Source organism: Streptomyces sp. URMC 129, from assembly GCF_051386415.1.
Lineage (GTDB): Bacteria > Actinomycetota > Actinomycetes > Streptomycetales > Streptomycetaceae > Streptomyces.
Map to the genome: position 1 here is coordinate 1 of NZ_JBPQTQ010000045.1, position 19,765 is coordinate 19,765.

A 19,765-nucleotide genomic window follows, 5' to 3' on the forward strand; every position below is an offset into this window, starting at 1 on the left:
GGGGAGGGGAAGGGGCGGCGAAGGTTTCTCGGTCGTGAGTGGTCAGAGCAGCGTGAGCAGCGCGAAGGCCGAGGCGGCCAGCAGGGTGATACCGGCGAGCTCGCTCAGGAACGCAAGCCGCAGGTACCGCACTTCGACCGCGAAGACTCGCAGACAGCCCCTGAAGCACCCTGAGCTGGACGATGACGATGGCCAGCGTCACCAAGTGCCCGTCTTTGAACCAGTGCTCGGCCCAGAGGCGGGGACGGATCGAGCGGACGTCCGCTTCCCACGATGGGGCAGGCACGTTGATGAGGAGCCCGAACGCGGTCGCACAGGAAGAAGCACAACAGCGAGGCGCCGACCGCGATCCGCAGGACGAGCGGTGCCGCGAGTGATTCCTCACGGGCCACCACAACGAGGCTCGCGTCCGCAGGTGGAGGAACGTGCGGCGATACCCCCCCGGGCGGCCACGCACCCGCCACCGGTGGGGCTCTCACGGAGAAACTGAAGCGACAGTTCACATGTGCGAGCCCTTACGTAATACCGGGGCGCTCCCGTTGCCCCCGGACCGGGACGGTCGCACGGAGGCGTAGGGTCAGCCTGTCACCGTCGGGTCCCTTGTGGGCGCGATAAGTGACCGCTTCAGGGAAGGAGGACAGACCCGGTGACGCCTGACACGACTGAGCGACGTACAGCGAGGAAGCGGCGCACCCTCGCGGAAAAGTTGCAATGGCTGCGTGAGATCAAGACGCCCAACGGCGAGCAGCCACCGTCATACGATATGACCGCACGCCAAGTCTCCAAGGAGACCGGCGTCAGTATCTCCGGTCCGTACTTCTGGGAGCTCGCGACGGGGCGGACGACGAATCCGAAGCTGCACCATCTTCAGGCCGTGGCACGCTACTTCAAGGTTCCCGTCGCCTACCTCACGGACGAGGACGCCGACTTCGAGCAGCTGGAGTCAGAACTTGAGTTGCTGCAGGCACTCAAACAACGAGGGGTGCGCAGTATCAAGCTGGTGGGCGTGACGGACACCTCCGCCGATCTGCCCGTGATCCAGGGCCTGCTCGGCAGGTTGCGGCAACTGGACGGCCTCGGGAACGACGAGGCACGCGACACCGCTCTGCGGCTGGCCGCGCTCAGCGCTGGGCAGCAAGAGGAACTCCGGGATGCCCTCGATGACCTTGATCTGATGAAGGCGCTGCAGGACGAGAAGGTATGCGGAATCATTCGGCTCGCCCTTGGCCTGAACAGCGACCGTCTGAACATCGCCGCAGCCGTCCTCGACCGGCCGACCGTCCTTGAGGCGCTCGGGACGGAGACAGTACGCGACATCGCTGTAGGAGCTGCCGGGCTGTCCGAGAGGAGCCGACGGGCCATCCTGTCCATGATCGAACATCTCCACCAGGTGGAGGGCAGGAGCCTCCCGAAGTGAACCTCGGCCAGCAGGTAGCGTTCGCGCTGCTCATGGCCCGTCGACGTGGCCGGCCCCCAACCCGAGTACCTCCACGATCAGCGCACGTGACAGGTTCGGCATCAGCCAGCGTGCGGCGTCGATCGTTCCCGGGGTCGTCTCTTCGGCAACGAGTCGCTCGAAGGTGGGTCGGACATCTGTCGGTGCGCAATCCGTGGCGAGCGGAAGCACCAGAAAACCTCCGCCGACCACGCCCAGGCAAACACCCGCCGCATCCGAAGCAGCTTGGCCCGAAGGGATCTCCCCTCCACGCGTTACGCGCTCTTTCGAGAACTCGAAATGCGGGAACCCGTTGCCGCTTTTCGCCGCCACATCGTCTCGATTTTCCCACTCATCTTTGACCAGCAGAGCCATATCACCAACTCCCGGAATGGTCCCCGCCACACAAATAGATTCGGTGAAGCGGAAAAATCGATGACACTGCCACACCTTCTCTTTCATACAGCCAAGTCGGCGCAAGGAGAGGGTGTATCCGACGGTGCCGCGAAATAGGGGCGCGGAACACATCCCTCACATCGGGTGAGAACTGTCGGGGCACGCGTCAGGCCGAGTGCGGCAGTGCCGGACGCGTTCCGCGACCATCTCCAGTAGACAGCGATGGCCAGTGCTTCGTGTGCATGCCAGGCCCCCTTCCGGGAGGGCGTGCTGTCAGAATTTGGCGTCTCCTGGCCATTCCTCGCGCAGGATCGCGTGCACGATGGAATCGCGCCACGCGCCCCGTACGTGGACGTGGCCGCGGATGCGGCCTTCCTCGGTCATGCCGGTGGCGAGGAGGGTCTTCGCCGAAGCGGCGTTCAGGGGCGAACGTGCGGCCCACAGCCGGTGCAGACCGAGGTCGGTGAAGGCGAGCGCCTGGAGCATACGCACGGTTTCCCGTCCGTAGCCGACGCCCCAGACATCGGGGTGCAGGGCGAACCCGATGGTGGCGGCCTGCTGCTGGTGCGGGTCGGTGGCCAGGCGGGCAAATCCGATCAGTGCGCTGTCGTCCTCGCGCAACGTGACGGCGAGGGCGTACTCCTGGCGGGGCTGAGCCGTGGCCGAGGCGATGCCGCGCGCCACGATGTCCCCGGCCTCCTGTCGCGAGCGGGGGGTGAAGCTCAGGTGCTCGGTGGCCTGCGCACTGCCGTAGATGGCGTGGACGGCGTCGACGTCATCAAGGGTCAGTTCGCGGAGGCGGAGGCGACTGCCGTGGCGCGCGACCGGGTGCACGCCGGAACCCTATCCGGTCCTCAGCGCGGGAGCGCTAGCGCGGCTTGACTGCCGAAGACAGCGATCTCTTCCCGCAGTTCTCGCGCGAGGGCCGCGTCGCTGAGGGGACGCCGCATCAGCGAGGTCCGCACCCGCTGCACGGAGCCGACGATGCCGGCGTTGCGCTGGTTGGGGGCCAGGTCGAGAACGGGGTGCACGGCTTCGGCCGCGCCGTCCAGATCGCCGGTGTGCAAACGCGCAAGCGCCAGATGGGACCGGGCACCTGCCGCGTCGCCGAACGCCCAGTACGGGGTGTCGGTGTCCTGGTGGCCCTCCACGGTTTCCAGAGCGCGGTCCAGCAGCGGGCGGTCCACCTCCCCGAGCAGCACGCGCGCTTCCACCTCGTAGTAGCTCTGCCGAATACCGGGAAAGAGGAAGAGACCGCCGATCTCGTCCAGGTCGTCCGGCGTGACGCTCTCGCGCAGCTGACTGGCACGACGATTGGCCCGCAGCACAGCGCGGCCGTCCCCCAAGGAGCCTGCTGCGCGGGCTTCCAGGCCCGCCAGCCACACGGTGACACTTCCCCGGGCGTCGCCGGTCGCCGCAGAGCCCATCCGGGCGTAGTGCAACGCGTCCTCGGGTCGGTCCGCCCAGTAGGAGATCAGGGATTTGAGGCCCTGCACCCACAGAGACATCCCACGGTGGTCGGCCGGCTGGGCGCAGATGGCCGCCGTGCGGGCTTGAGCCATGGCCGATCGCGGATCACCGAGGTCGTGAGCGGCTTTCGCCAGCATGCCGGATTCCAGCGCGGCCAACAGGTACAGATCACGGAGCTGGGCAGGCTTTGCCCGGCCACTTTCGATGATGCGGAAAGTGCGATCCTGGACCTGTGCCAGGTCATCCATGATTTCGGAGAGCGGCACGCGGACATAAACCGCGGCGATCCGCCGAACTTCTTCGTGCAGGTACCCGAGTGTCTCCGGACCCACCTCGTTGTGCTCCGCCCCCAGGGCGAAATCGAGCGCGCGGCGTGCGGCCATAACAGCCAGCCTCCCCAATCTCTCATTGTCCGCGTCAGGTTCGACGCGGCGGCTGTCGGTGAAGGGCATAGCGGACGCAAGCCTTGCGGCAGCCGGAGGACCTGAATCCTCCTGTGCCTCGGCCAACAGGTCCGCGAAGGGCACGCCGAACATCTGCGCGAGAACTCGGCGGGCCTGCTGCTGAGGCTGCACCTTGCCTCCGTACCAGCGCTCGAACGTGCTCTCCGAGACCGCGAGAGTCCTCAAGGCGCTCTCCCCCGTCTTCGACGCGAGCTCACGCGCAGCTTTTTCGTACGCGGCCGCGAACGCGGGGTAGGTGTTCCAGCCCCGCCGATCGGACAGGACGCGGAGAAGCTTCGCCATCGTTGCTCCTTCCCTGAGCGTGCCAGTGCGCCGTCACGACGAGACGGTTATGCCCGAAGCGATCCGCCCTGCCCTGGAGGCCCTGTTCCAGAGGCAGGACGGCAAGCGTGCCGCGGAGAACACGGTGAAACGGAAGCGGGCCGTCCTCAACAACGCCCTCCGGTTCGCCGTTGAGGGCAAGGGCTATCTGTCCAAGAATCCCCTGCCCCGGATCGACTGGGCGGCCCCGGAGACGGACGACGAGATCGACTTCCGCTACGTCCCCGACCCGCCGCTCGCGCGCAGGCTCATCAACGCCGTCAAGGATGAAGGACCCCGCGGCGAGCACTTGTGGGCCTTCTTCTACTGCCTCTACTATGCAGCGCTCCGCCCCGCCGAGGCTGCATCACTCAAGATCACCGACTGCCGTCTTCCACCGGATACCCCGGAATCCACAGACCAATGGGGAGAACTTCTCCTTGAGGAAAGCCGTCCGGAAGTCGGCTCCGGCTTCACCGACGACGGCAAGCCCTACGAGAAGCGCGGACTGAAACGACGCGCCCGCCGCGCGACACGCTCCGTACCCATCCCGCCGGTCCTGGTCCGCGTTCTCCGCGAACACCTCCGCACGTACGGCACGGCCGACGACGGCCGACTGTTCTGGGCAGTCCGAGGCGGCCGCGTGCGTTCCACCGAGTACTGCAAGATCTGGAACGCGGCCCGGCGGAAGGTCCTGACGCCGGCCGAGGCCGCCAGCCCACTGGCCGACGTTCCCTACTCCCTGCGCCATGCCGCGGTGTCCTGCTGGATCAAAGCAGGCGTCGACCCGGCCGAGGTCGCCCGCCGGGCGGGCCACAGCGTCGCCGTGCTCTACCGCTTCTACGCGAAGATCCTGTACGGCATGCAGGAGCTGGCCAACCAGCTCATCGACAAGGCGCTCTCAGCCTGACGCCGCAGGACGACTCCGCTCGACAGCCGTGCAATGCGCACGACGCGGATGGCCAAGGCTGTCGGGGCCGTTCCCGATGCGCTGCCGCGTGTCCTCCGGGCAGGTGCGAGCCCCAGAGCACGGGCCGCAGCCTGTGGCTCAGCCCTGACGTGATCGGCGAACGGCCGTCCACGACGCGGGTCCGGCTCATGCAGACGGCGAGGATCGAGTCCTCTTCGCGCCGAGGATGAGCACCTGGACGCGTCAATGGCGCGACAGAAAGCGGGCAATCTCCGCCGCCACCGCTTCGGGAACCACCGACGGCGCGAAGTGCGTCTGGCCGGGGAACGTTGTGAGCGTGACGTCGGGCAGCGTGGCCGCGAGCCGGTCGAGGGTTGCCGGCATCGGCTGCCAGGTGTCTGCCCCCCGCATCAGCAGCGTCGGAAGGGTGACGGCGGACCAGCGCTCCGCATCCACCGTGTCAGCGGCCATCGATTCGAGGTCACGGCACCACCCGGGCGCGTCGGCGGCCTCATCGTCGGCCGGCTCGCCCGCGTCCATGAGGTCCAGCAGCGCGCCCGGGACACGGGCCACCTTCTCCGCCAGCAACCGGTCGGCCCGCCGCCGGTCAGCACTCGCAGTCAGTTCCTGGAACTCGGCCAGCACAGGCGCCAGTTCCTCGCCCGCCGCGTACAGCGGAGGCTCCCACAGGACCAGGGAGCGGACCGGCAGCCCGGCCGCCGCGGCATGCAGGGCCACGGTGGCGCCGTAGGACATGCCAACCAGGTACACGGGACGGCCAATCCCGTCGATCAGCGCTCCGACATCCCCCACCTCGTCGGCGAAACGCTTCGGCGATCGCCCCGGCCCGCTCGGGGCGTACCCGCGCCGGACCGGCAACCACAGCTCGAACCGGTCAGCGAGCCGTTCGGCCACCGGCCGCCAGGAGTGCAACCCACCGCCGGAGCCGTGGACCATGACGACCGGCGGCCCGGAACCGATCCGCCGACACCTGATGACGGTCCCGTCGAAGGACTCGAACGACACCAAGGACCCGGAGGAATCTGACCACTCGATCGCGCTGGGCATGCCGGGACCGTCCCACGGCCCTCCCGGACCGGTCCACCCGATTTCCGCAGCCGGAGCAGCGGGCCCTCGGCCAGACCGGATGATCCGCCAGACAGGCCCGAGGCGTAGCCGGCCAGAGTTGCGGGGCCAACACAGCGCTGCACCTTGGAGGGCCCGGACCTGCTGTCACGGCTCCCGGCCCCTTGCGTCGAGGGGCCGCACACCATGGTCGGGCCCGCACTGGCTGATCAACACCGCCACCGCCATCGCCCTGGCCGGCCGCTCGCCGACTCGTTGGTACGGCCGAACTCCCCCAGCGCCGAGTGCCCCTCTCAACCACTGCTCGCGCTGCGCAAAGCCTCGTGGCACTGACTCGCCTGACCGTCGGCTTCTCACCGACCGGGAAGCCGGATCACCCGCGCCTCAGCCGCTCCGTAGGGCACCAAGACGGTCAACGATTGAGGCCTTTGCCCGAAATGCCTGGCCCACAGATGGCCCACAGAGGCCGGATCACGCTGGGATCGACTGAGACGCGCCGATACAGCGAGTGACGAGAAGGGGTGTCCCGATTCTGGGACACCCCTTCTCACCTGCGTCTTTACGGGCAGCGCCCGTTGTGGCGGAGGCGGTGGGATTTGAACCCACGGTGAGGGGTTACCTCACGACGGTTTTCAAGACCGTTCCCTTCGGCCGCTCGGGCACACCTCCGGGTGCGCGGTGCGTGGCGCGCACCCGGACAGCCTAGCGGGTGGGTTACTGGTCGCCGGCGCGTTCGCCGAGGGTGATCGTTGTCGTGTGTTCCTCGCCGTCGCGGACGTAGGTGATCTCCACCCTGTCGCCCGGTTCGTAGGTCCAGATCTGGCTGATCAGGGTCGGGCCGCTGTCGATCAGGCGGTCGCCGAAGCGGGTGATCGTGTCGCCCGGCCGGAGGCCGGCCTCGTCGGCGGGGCCGCCGGGGGTGACCGCGTCGCCGCCGTCGGGGCCCGATTCCGCGATCCGCGCGCCCTCCGTCGTGGTGGTGCCGCCCGATTCGACCGAGGCGCCGATGATCGGGTAGATCGGCTGGCCGGTCTCGATCAGGTCCTCGGCGACGCGCTGCGCCTGGTTGATCGGGATCGCGAAGCCCAGGCCGATGCTGCCGGCCTCGCCCATGCCGTTGGAGGTGGACTGGATCGCGGAGTTCACCCCGATGACGGCGCCGTCCGCGTTGAGCAGGGGGCCGCCGGAGTTCCCGGGGTTGATCGAGGCGTCGGTCTGGAGCGCGTTCATGTAGGAGGAGCTGCCGCCCTGGCCGTCGCTGGAGGCGACCGGGCGGTCCTTCGCGCTGATGATGCCGGTGGTGACCGTGCCGGAGAGGCCGAACGGGGCGCCGATCGCGATCGTCGCGTCGCCGACGACGGTCTCGTCCGAGTTCCCCAGGGGGAGGGGCTCCAGACTCCGGTCGCCGACGTCGACGAGCCGGATCACCGCCACGTCGTACCCCTCGGCGCGGCCCACGACCTCCGCCTCGTAGCTCTCGCCGTCGGAGAAGGTGGCGGTCAGGGTGCCGCCGCCCGCGGCGGCTGCGACCACGTGGTTGTTCGTCATGATGTGGCCCTCCTCGTCGTAGACGAAGCCGGTGCCGGTGCCCGCCTCGGCGCCGCTGCCGGCCTCGATGGTCACGACGCTGGGGAGGGCCGCCTCCGCTATCCCGGCCACCGACTCCGGCGGGCGGGCCGCCGTGTCCGGGTCGGTGTCGGAGCTGATCGTGGAGGAGGCATCGCTGTCGTCGCCGTCCGCCACCAGGTAGCCGACCCCGCCGCCGATGCCGCCCGCGATGAGCGTGGCCGCGACGACGCCCACCAGCAGCCCACCGCGCCGCTTCTTCGGCGGCGGCGGAAGGGGAGGTGCGGCCGGCGGTGGGACGGCGGCCGGCTCCTCCGGCTTGCCGGCGCCTTCGTTCTCGGTGCTCACAACGCTCTCCTCAGGTGCACGACAGAAATATGCGGGCAGTCTTTCCCATGATCTGTCAGACGGACATAAACCCGCGTGGCACCATGTCGCGGTGACTGCCGACCGCAAGCCCATACGGGTCATCGCGCACCGCGGCGCCTCCGAGGACGCCCCGGAGCACAGCCTGGCCGCCTACCGCAAGGCGATCGAGGACGGCGCGGACGGCCTGGAGTGCGACGTCCGGCTCACCGCGGACGGGCATCTGGTCTGCGTGCACGACCGCCGCGTCAACCGCACCTCCAACGGGCGCGGCGCCGTGTCCGCCATGGAGCTGGCGCAGCTCGCCGAGCTGGACTTCGGCTCCTGGAAGGCGCCCGCCGACCGGACGGAGACCCCCGACTCGGCCGATCCCGAACGCACCACCGTGCTCACGCTGGAACGGCTGCTGCGGCTCGTCGCGGACGCCGGCCGCCCGGTGGACCTGGCGATCGAGACCAAACACCCCACCCGCTGGGCCGGTCAGGTGGAGGAGCGGCTGGTGACGCTGCTGGAACGCCACCCGCTGCCGGGCCAGGTGCGGGTCATGAGTTTCTCGGCGCGCTCGCTGCGCCGCGTTCATCTGGCCGCGCCCGGCGTGCCGACGGTGTTCCTGATGCAGTTCCTGCTGCCGCGCCACCGCTCGGGACGGCTGCCGCCGGGCAACGGCATCGCCGGGCCCGGCATCCGCATCCTGCGCCGTGACCCTGAGTACGTGGCCCGCGCGCACCGGGCGGGGCACGAGGTGCACGTGTGGACCGTGGACGACCCGGCGGACGTGGAGCTGTGCGCGCGGCTCGGTGTGGACGCGGTGATCACGAACCGTCCGCGTACGGTCCGTGATCAGCTCTCAGAACTCGCCTGACCCCTGAATCACGGGGAAATTCTCACCGGGTGTGCCCCGGCGCATTCGCTTCGTATCCGATCATTACGACTGCGTCAACGGATCCGGCACGGCCGGTTTCCGGTGTGTGCGCGAAGGGCACCAATCCCATGGCGTGGGGCAAAGGAGGTCTCGGGGGTGGCGTTGGTGGTCACACAACAGGTACCGACGTCGTCGTCCATGTCGGTGCCCCACGGCCCGTCAGGCGTGGGCATGGCGAGGCGGCGATTGCGAGCGGAATTGCGTGAAAACGGTACGCGAGAATCGCTTATCGATGACGCAGTATTGATTCTTTCCGAGTTGCTCAGTAATTCGTGCCGTCACGCGCGGCCCCTGGACGAAAGCCAGGAGATCCGCGCCGCGTGGAGTCAGGACGGTGATGGATCGGTCACGATCGCGGTGACGGACGGTGGCGGCCCGACGCGGCCACGCCCGTCGTCGCCCTCCGTGACCGCCCGCGGCGGACGCGGGCTGACCATCATCACGACGCTGGCCCGGGCGTGGGGCGTGCGCGAAACGGAGGCCACCGGAGCGGTGACCGTATGGGCGGTGCTCGGCGGGCAGGGCGGTTAGGCTCGCCGCACATCTGTACCGCCTTACGCACGCAGGAGATCCGCCCACTATGGCCAAAAAGCGCCGCCTTCGTACCCCGACCAGCGCCCCGGCCGCGGCGCGTCCCGCCGACGGCGAGATCCCGGTGGTCGGTGCCAGGGAGCCCTGCCCGTGCGGTTCGGGCCGCCGCTACAAGGCGTGTCACGGGCGTGCCGCCGCCCAGGCGGCGACGGAGCTGGTCCGCCGCCCGTTCGAGGGCCTGCCCGCCGAGTGCGACTGGGTGGCGCTGCGCGAGCTGGTGCCGGCCGCGACGGTCCGGCTGGCCCTGCGGGACGGGCTGCCCGAGGACGTTCCCTCGCTGACGCTGGGCACCGTGCTGCCCATGGCCTGGCCCGCGCTGCGCCGCGACGACGGCGCCGTGCTGCTCGCCCTGCAGAACGACACGGCCACCGGCGACCTCAGCCGGGACCTGGCCGACGTGCTCACGCGCGCGCTGACGGCGGCGCCCGGCAGCCCGGTCGCGGCCGGACGCACCGCGCCGGACGGGCCGCGCCTGCAGGATCTCCTCGACCTGGACGCGCCGTTCGAGCCGGAGATCCACGACGGCTTCGACTTCTGGCTGGACGACGCCCAGCAGGCGACGCCCGAGGTGACCGCCTCGCTGGAACGGGCCAACGCCGCCGTCACCCCGACCGCCCGCCTCACCGGCGTGACGGCCGCCTACTGGTGCCGGACCCCCGAGAAGAACCACCTGCGCTGGGTCATGCCGCACCCCGAGGACGCCCTGCTCGACGCGCTGGCCCGGCTGCACGCCGCGGGCGCCGCCGGTCTGGGCGAGGGGACCCGGCTGGTGGGCTCGTTCCGGGCGCACGGGCTGACCGTCCCGGTGTGGGACCTGCCGACCGCCATGGGCGCCGACGAGTGCGAGAAGCCCGCCGCCGCCTTCGGCGAGCGGCTGGCCGAGGCGCTGGCCGCCACCACGCCGCTGACGGCCGACGAGCGCCGCGCGCGCAGCGGGCTCACCAACCGGCAGATCACGCTCAACTGACCCGACGCCACCCGGGCGGACGCCCGCCGGACCCGGGCCGCGCGATCCGGCCCGGCCGGGGCGGCGCCACCCGGGCGCGCGCCACCCGGGCGGGGGTAGTGGAAGAAGTGATTCCGGTCACAACTCCCCCTGTCTGACGCCAGATCAGGCCCTCGGGCCGTCACACGGGATTTGCGAATCCGCGATGAGTTGTTACCTTCTGAGGTGGGCCCGGTCGCTGGTGCATCCCCCGTCGCCAGCGATCGGGTCCGTCCATGTCCGCATCCGGGCGGCGGTCGCCGACGGGACCCGCCGGGCCCGGCCGGACGGTCAGTAGGACAGCCTGCTGCCCTGGTCAGGGGCGCTGAGCCCCGCCTCCACCAGCACGTCGAGCAGCTCCGCCGCCCGCGGCAGCGCCACCGCGCGCCGCGCGCCGCGCCGCTCCGTCTCCGGCTCCCGCGCCCAGCCCACCGCACCGGCGGCCGTCCGCGAGGGCGGCAGCGGCACGTACCCGCCCACCCCGTGGAAGCGCAGGGAGCTGGGCACCCGGTCCCGCACGTGCAGCAGCTCGCCCAGCTCGGGCAGCTCGTACGGCTGGACCAGCAGCACCCACCGGGTCGGCGCCGCCACCACCGGACCGGTGCGGACGCCCGCGCGGTCCAGCTCGGCCAGCGCGCCCGGCCCGGCCGCGGCGGGCAGGCTGAGCGCGCACGGCGCCCGCCCGCCCGTGGCCAGGATGATCGGCGCCCGTGGCCGCTGCGCCCACCACCAGCTCACCATCCGCACGTCCGTGGTCGCGGCCAGCAGGCCCGGGTCCGAGGGATGGGCCCCCGGTACCGCGCAGTCCGCCCGCGAGCAGCCGCAGCGGCCGTCCGCGCGCGTCTCGGCGCCCGGCAGAACGGGCCACCGGTACTGCCGGGCGAACGTCAGCGCGGCGCCGCGCACCGCCCTGGCCCGATCGCCGCCCTTGCCGTCACCCTTACCGTTCTTGCGTCGTCGCTCTCCGAGGATCTCGCGCATCGGCGCTCGTTCCCTTCCTTCGCGGGTCAGTCACACCACGTGGAACTCAGATCACCGTATGTAGCGGGTCGCGCTAGCGAGGAGCGGCGGGCGCACAGGGCCTGGCCGCCATCGGTCCGTTCGTCAGGATTCGACGATCCGTTCCGATATGTACCCAGCCCGCCCGGCTCGATCCGCCGCCGGGAATGTCCAGTCGATCGCGTGCCCGGTGGTCCTGCGCCTCTTTTCCGCCAAACTCGCCCAGGCCCGGCCTGTCGGACCGGGAACGCACCGATCACCTGGGCATCATCCATCACGGCAGGACAATACTGGACATCCGCCCGCGCACCCATACCTGTGGAAGATTCGATCGCGGGGCACGTCACAAGGGGGTTCGCCTCGCACATGAGTACCTCGCCCCCGCCGAAAGTGGCCGGAATCCACCAGGCTTTCGCCACGGTGCCGCAGACTGCCGCGCCCGTCGACGACGACCGCGCCGGGCCGCGCGGACTGCCGCCCGGCAACCGTCCGGCCGCCCGGCTGCCGGGCGGCACACAGGACCAGCTCGCCTCCTGGATGTCCGACCTCACCACGCTGCACGCCCTCAGCGAGCGGCTCGGCCGCACCCGCACCCTCACCGACGCGCTGGACGAGACGCTGCGCGCCGGCGCCGGGCTCGTCGGCGCCCGCCGAGGCCTGGTCTCGCTGCGGCCCGCCGACGGCCTCGGCCCGGAGCGGCTGGCGGGACTGGGCCTCGGCCGCGCCGACCTCGGCCACCTGGAGACCGTGCCCAGCGGCCTGGAAGTGCCGCGCGACGCGCGCGGCGAGCCGGCCGAGGTCGTGCACCGCGACATCGCCCGCGAGGACGCGGTCCACCCCCGGCACCGCGAGGTCGCGGCCCGGCTCGGCTTCGCCGCCAGCTACGCCGTCCCGCTCACCGCCGAGGCCCCAGGCCCGCTGGGCGCGGCGGTGTGGCTGTACGACAAGCCTGGACAGCCCGACGCGCGCCAGCGCCACCTGCTCGCCCTCTACCTGCGGCAGGCCGCCCAGCACATCGCCAACCGGCTGGAACTGTCCCGCGCGACGTCGGCCGTGCGCGCCGTGCACGAGGGGCTGCTGCCGGGCCGACTGCCGTTCCTGCCGGGCGTCGCGCTCGCCGTCCGGCACCACACCGGGCCGCGCGGCGGCGGCGACTTCTACGACGCGCTCGCCCTGCCCGACAGTGCTCTCGGGCTGGCCGTCGGCGGCACGCTCGACGCCGGGCCGACGGCGCTGGCCGCGATGGGGCGGCTGCGCGCGGGACTGCGGGCGTACGCGGTGATGGAGGGCGAGGACCCGGTCGCCGTCCTCTCCGACCTGGAGCTGCTGCTGCGGCTGACCGAGCCCGGCCGCCCGGCCACCGCCGTGTTCGGCTACGCCGAGCCCGCCGCCCGCCGCATCGTGCTGGCCTCGGCCGGGCATCCGCCGCCGCTGGTGATCGGCGCGGGCCGGGTGGACTTCGCCGAGACGGCGCTGTCCGCGCCGCTGAACATGCTGGCGTGCTGGGAGGCGCCCAGCGTCCAGGTGCGGGTCGACCAGGGAGAAACGGTCCTGCTCTACAGCGACGGTCTGCTCCACCGCACCGGCCAGCCGCTGGATCTCGCCTTCACCCGCCTCAGGGACGCCGCGCTCAGCACGACCCCCGCCGACCGGGCCGACCCCGAGGCGCTCGTCGACCACATCCTGCACACCGTGCTGCCCGACATCGACGCGCCCGCCAGCGCGGACAGCGCCGAGGACGTCGTGCTGCTGGCCGCCCGTTTCGTGTGAACCCCGGGGCGCCCGCGGACGAAACGGCCCGCGGACGACGGCTCCGCGCGCGGCGACGAGGCGCTGTGCCGGGCGTGGCCTCGCACCTACGATGGAAGGGCCGGTTCCCGACCGGCCGAGCCGGTGAGCATGCGAGGAGGCGCGAGGTGGCCGAAGAGCAGCGGGCGGAAGTGTCGGCGGAGACGCGGGACACCGGGGGCGCGCAGGAGACCGCGGAGGGACCGGCCGAGCGCGAGGAGCGCAAGAACGGCGTCGCCCCGCAGGTGTCCGACGAGCTCGCCGAGAACATGAAGCACGGCTGGGCCGACACCGAGCGGCACGACCTCGCGCCCATCCCGCAGGCCGCGCACACCGCCCGCCGCCGCGCCGAGTTGTCCGCCCGTTTCCCCGGCGAACGCCTGGTGGTCCCGGCCGGCCGGCTCAAGACCCGGTCCAACGACACGGACTACCCGTTCCGCGCCGCCGTGGAGTACGCGTACCTGACGGGCGACCAGACCGAGAACGGCGTGCTGATCCTGGAGCCCACCGGCGAGAGCGGCCACGAGGCCACGCTGTACCTGCTGCCGCGCTCCGACCGCGAGTCCGGCGAGTTCTGGCTGAGCGGCCACGGCGAGCTGTGGGTCGGGCGGCGCAACAGCCTGACCGAGGCCGAGCGGCTCTACGGCCTGCCCGTCAAGGACGTGCGGACCGTTCCCGACCTGCTGAAGGAGGCGCGCGGGCCGGTCCGGGTCGTCCGCACGCACGACGCGACGGTCGAGGCCGCGCTGACCGACAAGATCACCGCCGAGCGCGACGAGGAGCTGCGGGTCTTCCTCTCCGAAATGCGGCTGATCAAGGACGACTTCGAGATCGCCGAGCTGACCCGCGCCTGCGCGTCGACGGCGCGCGGCTTCGAGGACGTGGTCCGCGTGCTGGACAAGGCGGTGGCCACCTCGGAGCGGTACATCGAGGGGACGTTCTTCCTGCGCGCCCGCGTCGAGGGCAACAACGTCGGCTACGGCTCGATCTGCGCCGCCGGACCGCACGCCACCACCCTGCACTGGGTGCGCAACGACGGCCCGGTGCGGCCCGGCGACCTGCTGCTGCTGGACGCGGGTGTGGAGACCACCGAGCTGTACACCGCCGACGTCACGCGCACGCTCCCCATCAGCGGCCGGTTCAGCGCGCTGCAGCGGCGGATCTACGACGCGGTGTACGACGCGCAGGAGGCCGGGATCGCGGCGGTGAAGCCGGGCGCGAAGTACCGGGACTTCCACGAGGCGGCGCAGCGGGTGCTCACCGAGAGGCTGGTCGAGTGGGGCCTGCTGGAGGGGCCGGTGGAGCGGGTGCTGGAGCTGGGGCTCCAGCGGCGCTGGACCCTGCACGGCACGGGCCACATGCTCGGCATGGACGTCCACGACTGCGCGGCGGCGCGGCGCGAGACGTACGTGGACGGAACGCTGGAGCCCGGCATGTGCCTGACGGTGGAGCCGGGTCTGTACTTCCAGCCGGACGACCTGACCGTGCCGGAGGAGTACCGGGGGATCGGGGTCAGGATCGAGGACGACATCCTGGTGACCGAGGACGGCAACCGGAACCTGTCGGCCGCGCTGCCGCGCCGGTCCGAGGACGTGGAGGCGTGGATGGCGGAGCTGGGCGTGCGCGGCTGACCCCCGTGCGCGGCTGACCCCACGTGCCGCGGGCCCCCGTGCGCCGCGGGCCCGGCCGCCCTTCCTGCCCGGGCGGGTGAGCGGGGGGCGGCCCCGGCTGACGGTCAGGTGTCGCGGGGACGATTTCGGGTACAGCCTGGGAACACGGACAAGATCAGACACGTTGACCGTCTCAGCTTCTTTCGGAAGGAGACCCCGTGTCCGCCCAGTCGACGGACCCTGACGGGCATAGTCCCGGACCACCTCGCCAGCACTCGGAGTGCCGCGGCACACGGCGAGGTGGTGTCAGTTGAGTGCCGCACTCGGCCTGCTCGCCGTCCTGATCCTCACGGCGGGCACGGGCTATTTCGTCGCCCAGGAGTTCGCGTTCGTCGCCGCCGACCGGCTGGCCCTCGGACGGGACGCGGCGGCCGGTGACCGCCGGGCCGCCCGCGCCATGAAGGTGCAGGAGCGGCTGTCGTTCATGCTGTCGGGCGCGCAGCTGGGCATCACCCTGACGGGCCTGATCGTCGGTTTCCTGGCGGAGCCGGCGCTGGCCGCGCTGATAGACCCGGCGCTGAGCGGGATGGGCGTGCCGGACGGCGCCGTTCCCGGCGCGGCCCTGGTCCTGGCGTTCGCGCTGGCCACCGGCATCCAGATGGTGCTGGGCGAGCTGGGCCCCAAGAACCTGGCGCTCGCCGTGCCCGAGCGGCTGGCGAAGTCGCTGGCCGCTTCCACGCTGCTGTACCTGAAGGTCGCCGGGCCGCTGGTCCGGGTCTTCGACGCCTCGGCGAACCGGCTGCTGCGCCGCGTCGGCATCGAGCCCGTCGAGGAGTTGCACCACGGCGCGACGCTGGAGGAGCTGGGCCACCTCATCGACGAGTCGCACGAGCACGGCCGCCTGCCGCACGCGACGGCGACGCTGCTGGACCACGCGCTCGGCTTCTCGGAACGGACGCTGGCCGAGGTCATGGTGCCCCGGGTCGACGTGATCTCGGTGCGGGCGTCGGCGCCGGCGGCCGAGGTCGTGGCGCTGATCGGCGCGCACGGGCATTCGCACTACCTGGTGGTCGGGGACCGGATCGACGACATCGTGGGCATCGTCGGCGTGCGCGAGCTGATGCGGATGAGCCCGGAGCGCATCGCCCGCCGCGCGGCGGGGGCGCTGGCCCGGCGGGCGCTGCTGCTGCCGGACACGCTGCCGCTGCCGGGCGCGGTGGAGCAGATGCAGGCGGCGGCCGAGGAGTTCGCCGTGGTGCTCGACGAGTACGGCGGGCTGGCGGGGATCGTCACCCTGGAGGACATCGCGGAGGAGTTGGTCGGGGAGATCGCCGACGAGAGCGACCTCGTGGAGACGACGGCGGAGCGCGACGGCGAGGGCTGGGTGGTGGACGCCAGCCGCCGCGTGGACGAGGTGGCGGAGGCCACCGGCGTTCCGCTGCCGGAGAGCGACGCGTTCGAGACCGTGGCCGGTCTGGTGATCGACCAGTGCGGGCGGTTCCCGGCGGCCGGGGACCGGATCGTGGTGGAGCTGGCGGACGGCTCGTTCGCCCGGGTGGAGGTGCTGGCGCTGGACCGGCGGGTGCCCGCGCGGGTGCGGCTGGAGCGGGTGACGGAGGCCGGGCCGGAGACCGGCGCCGGGGCAGGGGCCGGCCGGGAGTCCCGGGCGGAGACCCGCGCGGAGACCGGGGGTGCGGCGCGGCGGCCGGTGGTGGTCACCGAGCCGGTGCGGGTCCGCGAGCGTGAGGGGCAGCCCTCGTGAGCCCCCAGACGGCCGTCCTGGTGACGGCGGCGCTGCTGGTCGGCAGCGGCTTCTTCGTCGCGGCCGAGTTCGCGCTGGTCGCCGCCAAGCACCACCGGATGGAGCAGGCGCAGGCCGAGGGGCGGCGCGGGGCGCGGGCGGCGCTGTCCGGGATGCGCGAGCTGTCGCTGATGCTCGCCGGTTCCCAACTGGGCATCACCGCCTGCACCCTGGGCCTGGGCAGCATCTCCGAGCCGGCGATAGCGCACCAGGTGGATCCGCTGCTGCACGCGGCGGGGCTGCCGGGCGGGCTGTCGTACGGGATCGCGTTCGTCGTCGCCATGACCGTGGTGGTCTTCCTGCACATGGTGGTCGGGGAGATGGCGCCGAAGTCGTGGGCGATCTCGCACCCCGAGCGGTCGGCGATGCTGCTGGCGCCGCCGTTCCGCGCGCTGGTGCGGACGGTCAGGCCGCTGATCTGGGCGCTGAACAAGATCAGCAACGGGCTGGTCCGGCTGTGCCGGGTCACGCCGCGCGAGGAGCTGACGTCCGTGCACGACCGGGAGCAGCTCACGCACCTGGTCGCGGAGTCGCAGCGGCTGGGGCTGATCAGCGAGGCGGACTCGGGGCTGATCACGCGTTCGCTGACCGAGCCGCAGTCGCCGGTGGGGGCCATTCAGGTGCCCGCCGACCGCATCGTGTCGGTGCCGGCGGACGCGGGCGCCGACGTGATCCTGGCCGCGGCGGCGGCCAGCGACCACACGCGGCTGCTGGTGCGGGACGGCGCGCGGGTGGTGGGCTCGGTCCACGCCAGGGACGCCGTCGTGGCGCGGACGGCGGGGCGGCGGGTGACCGCGCGGGAGCTGGCCCGGCCGGTGCCGGAGCTGACGGCGGACGACACGGTGGCGTTCGCGGTGGAGCAGCTCCGGCAGCGGCGGGCGTCGCTCGCGGTGGTGCGGGGCGCCGACGGGCGGGTGACCGGGCTGATCAGCCTGGACGACCTGCTGGTGCGGCTGATGGGCCCGCAGCCCGCCCGGGGCGCGGCGGCCCAGGGGTAGGGGGCCGGGGCGGCCGGGTCTCAGGCGGGCGGGTCTCAGGCAGCGGGGGGACCGGCGGTGATCAGGGGGACCAGGCCCTGGAGGTCCTCGCCGCCCTTGCCCTCGGCGACGGCGCGGTCGATCAGGTTCCGCATGGGCTCGATCAAATCGGTGCGCAGGCCCTGGGCGCGGCTGCCCTCGATGAGGTTGACGTAGCCGACGGATTGCATGGCGAGGTTGGAGTCGTGGCCGCCGGTCTCGCCCGCGTCGATCTGGCGGGCGTACTCGGGCAGGGCCGTCATCATCGTGTTCAGCCAGGGGATGAGCAGGGCCGAGGTGAACTCCGCCGCCTTGCCGCCCTCGGTGCCGACCATCGCCACGGCGTGGAGGAACCCGCCGAGCATGCCGTACATGCCGCTGAGGAGCGCCAGGTCGTGGAGCGCCGCCGCGCCGGGATCGGTGCCGAGGAAGGTGGCGGCGCCGAAGCGCTCCAGCGTCTCGCGGTGGGTGGCGAACGCGGCCTGGTCGCCGCTGTAGAGCACGGTCGCGCCGGGGTGGCCGATCATGGGCGGGATGGCCATGATGCCGCCGTCGACGTAGTGGGCGCCGTGGCCGGTGGCCCAGGCGGAGGTGGCGCGGGCCTGCGCGGGGGTGCCGTTGGTGAGGTTGACCAGGGCGCGGTCCGCGAGGGCGGGGGTGACCGGGCCGAGCGTCTGGTGCACGGCGTCGTCGTCGAGCACGCAGACGATGACCAGCGGGGAGGCGGTGACGGCCTCCTCGACGGTGGCGGCGGCGCGGGCGCCGCGGGCCACCAGCGGCTCGGCCCTGGCTGCGGTGCGGTTCCACACGGTGACGTCGTGGCCGCCGGCCAGGAGCGCGCCGGCCAGCGCGGTGCCCATCGCGCCGAGGCCGAGCACGGTCACCGGGTCGGCTGCCCGCTCCTGCCGGGTCCTGCTGTCCGTCATGGTTCGTCCCTGTCCTTGTCCGGAGGGGTCCCCAAGTCCCGAAGTCCCGAAGTCTCGGAGTCCCGAAGTCGTGTGTCGCGAAGTCCTGTGCGAGGTCCTCGCGTTGACGGGATCAAGGCTCGTCCACGGCTGGACAGGCGGCAAGTACCCACTATTTTGTCAGGTACCTACTTAGAGGTCAGTAACGAGAGCACGAGCGGCGGGTGGTCGGCATGACGAACACGAAGCGTTCCTACAGCTGCGGCATCGACGCGGCCATCGACGTGGTCGGCGGGAAGTGGAAGGCGCTGATCCTGTGGGCGCTGCACGACGGGACGCGGCGGTTCGGTGAGCTGCGGAGGATGGTCCCCGGGGTGAGCGAGAAGGTGCTGATCCAGCAGCTGAGGGAGCTGGAGGCGGACGAGATCGTGCACCGCGAGGTGTACCGGGAGGTGCCGCCGCGCGTGGAGTACTCCCTGACGACGTTCGGCGTCTCGCTCAACGAGGCGCTGAAGCCGCTGAGCAGCTGGGGGCACCAGCACATGGAGCGCATCGAGGCGCTGCGCGAACGGCAGCCCGGCTGACCGGCGTCGCGCGCGGGTCAGCCGGGCAGACCGGGCAGACCGGTGGTCACTCGACGGTGATGGACTCGATGACGACGTCCTCGACCGGGCGGTCCTGCCCGTCGGTCTCGGTGGCCGCGATGGCGTCCACGACGGCCCGGCTCTCCTCGTCGGCGACCTCGCCGAAGATGGTGTGCATCTGGTCGAGGTGCGGGGTGGGCGCGACGGTGATGAAGAACTGCGAACCGTTCGTGTCCGGGCCGGAGTTGGCCATGGCGAGCAGGTACGGCTCGTCGAACGTCAGCTCCGGGTCGAACTCGTCCTGGAACTGGTACCCCGGGCCGCCCATGCCGGTGCCCTCCGGGTCGCCGCCCTGGATCATGAAGCCGTCGATGACCCGGTGGAAGATCGTGCCGTCGTACAGCGGCTCGCCGTCCTCCTGGCCGGACCACTGGATGGACCCGTCGGCGAGGCCCGCGAAGTTCGTCACGGTGAGCGGAGCCTGCTCGGGGAAGAGGGTGAGCGCGATGTCGCCCTCGCTGGTGTGGAGGGTGGCGCTGGTGACGTCCGGGACCTCCACGGCGGACGGCTC

General features: G+C 71.7%; 17 protein-coding genes, 1 tRNA gene and 1 pseudogene. 10 read left to right on the top strand and 9 right to left on the bottom strand.

Annotation, left to right across the window (positions count from 1 at the left end; all coding sequences use genetic code 11):
- The first annotated feature begins 646 nt into the window (after window positions 1-646).
- Complete coding sequence (locus tag ACSNOC_RS11925) at window positions 647-1,417, top strand: hypothetical protein (RefSeq protein ID WP_436747330.1); 771 nt, start codon at window positions 647-649, stop codon at window positions 1,415-1,417.
- Window positions 1,418-1,447: 30 nt separating this feature from the next.
- On the opposite strand, the gene ACSNOC_RS11930 is transcribed toward ACSNOC_RS11925, so the two are convergent.
- From ACSNOC_RS11930 to ACSNOC_RS11940, 3 genes are all read right to left on the bottom strand, one after another.
- The gene (locus tag ACSNOC_RS11930; RefSeq protein ID WP_436747331.1) at window positions 1,448-1,897 is read right to left on the bottom strand and encodes a hypothetical protein; all 450 of its coding nucleotides are present in this window, start codon (window positions 1,895-1,897) and stop codon (window positions 1,448-1,450) included.
- 207 nt (window positions 1,898-2,104) lie between these two features.
- Window positions 2,105-2,665: a GNAT family N-acetyltransferase gene (locus ACSNOC_RS11935; RefSeq protein WP_436747332.1), complete on the bottom strand. Its 561-nt coding sequence runs from the start codon at window positions 2,663-2,665 to the stop codon at window positions 2,105-2,107.
- Window positions 2,666-2,685: 20 nt separating this feature from the next.
- Window positions 2,686-4,047 (bottom strand): hypothetical protein, encoded by a 1,362-nt coding sequence (locus tag ACSNOC_RS11940; protein ID WP_436747333.1) that lies wholly within the window; start codon window positions 4,045-4,047, stop codon window positions 2,686-2,688.
- Window positions 4,048-4,096: 49 nt separating this feature from the next.
- Between ACSNOC_RS11940 and ACSNOC_RS11945 the strand changes: the two genes are divergently transcribed.
- Entirely contained in the window at window positions 4,097-4,975 is an 879-nt protein-coding gene (locus tag ACSNOC_RS11945; protein ID WP_436747334.1) for a tyrosine-type recombinase/integrase, read from the top strand.
- Window positions 4,976-5,218: 243 nt separating this feature from the next.
- Here the strand turns inward: ACSNOC_RS11945 and ACSNOC_RS11950 are convergent, their stop codons facing one another.
- The 3 genes from ACSNOC_RS11950 to ACSNOC_RS11960 all read right to left on the bottom strand — a co-directional run bounded on the left by ACSNOC_RS11950 (window position 5,219) and on the right by ACSNOC_RS11960 (window position 8,098).
- The gene (locus ACSNOC_RS11950) at window positions 5,219-6,043 is read right to left on the bottom strand and encodes an alpha/beta fold hydrolase (protein WP_436747335.1); all 825 of its coding nucleotides are present in this window, start codon (window positions 6,041-6,043) and stop codon (window positions 5,219-5,221) included.
- A gap of 596 nt (window positions 6,044-6,639) precedes the next feature.
- A tRNA-Ser gene (locus ACSNOC_RS11955) sits at window positions 6,640-6,730 on the bottom strand.
- Between the two features lie 45 nt (window positions 6,731-6,775).
- A complete protein-coding gene (locus ACSNOC_RS11960; RefSeq protein WP_436747336.1) occupies window positions 6,776-8,098 on the bottom strand; it encodes a S1C family serine protease in 1,323 nt (440 codons plus the stop codon).
- Here ACSNOC_RS11960 and ACSNOC_RS11965 point away from each other — a divergent pair.
- The 3 genes and pseudogenes from ACSNOC_RS11965 to ACSNOC_RS11975 all read left to right on the top strand — a co-directional run bounded on the left by ACSNOC_RS11965 (window position 8,067) and on the right by ACSNOC_RS11975 (window position 10,473).
- Window positions 8,067-8,855, top strand: coding sequence for a glycerophosphodiester phosphodiesterase (locus tag ACSNOC_RS11965; protein WP_436747337.1), 789 nt, complete (start codon window positions 8,067-8,069; stop codon window positions 8,853-8,855). The two genes, ACSNOC_RS11960 and ACSNOC_RS11965, sit on opposite strands and share 32 nt — an antisense overlap.
- Before the next feature lie 69 nt (window positions 8,856-8,924).
- Window positions 8,925-9,428 (top strand): annotated as a pseudogene (locus ACSNOC_RS11970) (ATP-binding protein); the annotation flags it as partial.
- A 67-nt stretch (window positions 9,429-9,495) separates the two neighbouring features.
- A complete protein-coding gene (locus tag ACSNOC_RS11975; RefSeq protein ID WP_436747338.1) occupies window positions 9,496-10,473 on the top strand; it encodes a DUF5926 family protein in 978 nt (325 codons plus the stop codon).
- A 309-nt stretch (window positions 10,474-10,782) separates the two neighbouring features.
- Here the strand turns inward: ACSNOC_RS11975 and ACSNOC_RS11980 are convergent, their stop codons facing one another.
- Window positions 10,783-11,472: a bifunctional DNA primase/polymerase gene (locus ACSNOC_RS11980; protein ID WP_436747339.1), complete on the bottom strand. Its 690-nt coding sequence runs from the start codon at window positions 11,470-11,472 to the stop codon at window positions 10,783-10,785.
- Between the two features lie 384 nt (window positions 11,473-11,856).
- Between ACSNOC_RS11980 and ACSNOC_RS11985 the strand changes: the two genes are divergently transcribed.
- The 4 genes from ACSNOC_RS11985 to ACSNOC_RS12000 all read left to right on the top strand — a co-directional run bounded on the left by ACSNOC_RS11985 (window position 11,857) and on the right by ACSNOC_RS12000 (window position 17,687).
- Window positions 11,857-13,260, top strand: coding sequence for a PP2C family protein-serine/threonine phosphatase (locus tag ACSNOC_RS11985; protein ID WP_436747340.1), 1,404 nt, complete (start codon window positions 11,857-11,859; stop codon window positions 13,258-13,260).
- A 146-nt stretch (window positions 13,261-13,406) separates the two neighbouring features.
- Window positions 13,407-14,909 carry an aminopeptidase P family protein gene (locus ACSNOC_RS11990; RefSeq protein WP_436747341.1) on the top strand — a complete coding sequence of 501 codons (1,503 nt, stop codon included), beginning with the start codon at window positions 13,407-13,409 and terminating at the stop codon, window positions 14,907-14,909.
- Window positions 14,910-15,198: 289 nt separating this feature from the next.
- Window positions 15,199-16,650 carry a hemolysin family protein gene (locus ACSNOC_RS11995; protein ID WP_436747342.1) on the top strand — a complete coding sequence of 484 codons (1,452 nt, stop codon included), beginning with the start codon at window positions 15,199-15,201 and terminating at the stop codon, window positions 16,648-16,650.
- Entirely contained in the window at window positions 16,647-17,687 is a 1,041-nt protein-coding gene (locus ACSNOC_RS12000; RefSeq protein WP_436747343.1) for a hemolysin family protein, read from the top strand. The genes ACSNOC_RS11995 and ACSNOC_RS12000 overlap by 4 nt, the downstream gene beginning before the upstream one ends.
- A 35-nt stretch (window positions 17,688-17,722) precedes the next feature.
- Here ACSNOC_RS12000 and ACSNOC_RS12005 read toward each other — a convergent pair whose 3' ends face one another.
- A complete protein-coding gene (locus ACSNOC_RS12005) occupies window positions 17,723-18,631 on the bottom strand; it encodes an NAD(P)-dependent oxidoreductase (RefSeq protein WP_436747344.1) in 909 nt (302 codons plus the stop codon).
- A gap of 212 nt (window positions 18,632-18,843) precedes the next feature.
- Here ACSNOC_RS12005 and ACSNOC_RS12010 point away from each other — a divergent pair, with 212 nt between their 5' ends.
- On the top strand, window positions 18,844-19,194 hold the full coding sequence (locus tag ACSNOC_RS12010; protein WP_436747345.1) for a winged helix-turn-helix transcriptional regulator: 351 nt from the start codon (window positions 18,844-18,846) through the stop codon (window positions 19,192-19,194).
- Between the two features lie 46 nt (window positions 19,195-19,240).
- Here ACSNOC_RS12010 and ACSNOC_RS12015 read toward each other — a convergent pair whose 3' ends face one another.
- Complete coding sequence (locus tag ACSNOC_RS12015) at window positions 19,241-19,753, bottom strand: peptidylprolyl isomerase (RefSeq protein WP_436747363.1); 513 nt, start codon at window positions 19,751-19,753, stop codon at window positions 19,241-19,243.
- Between the last annotated feature and the right edge of the window lie 12 nt (window positions 19,754-19,765).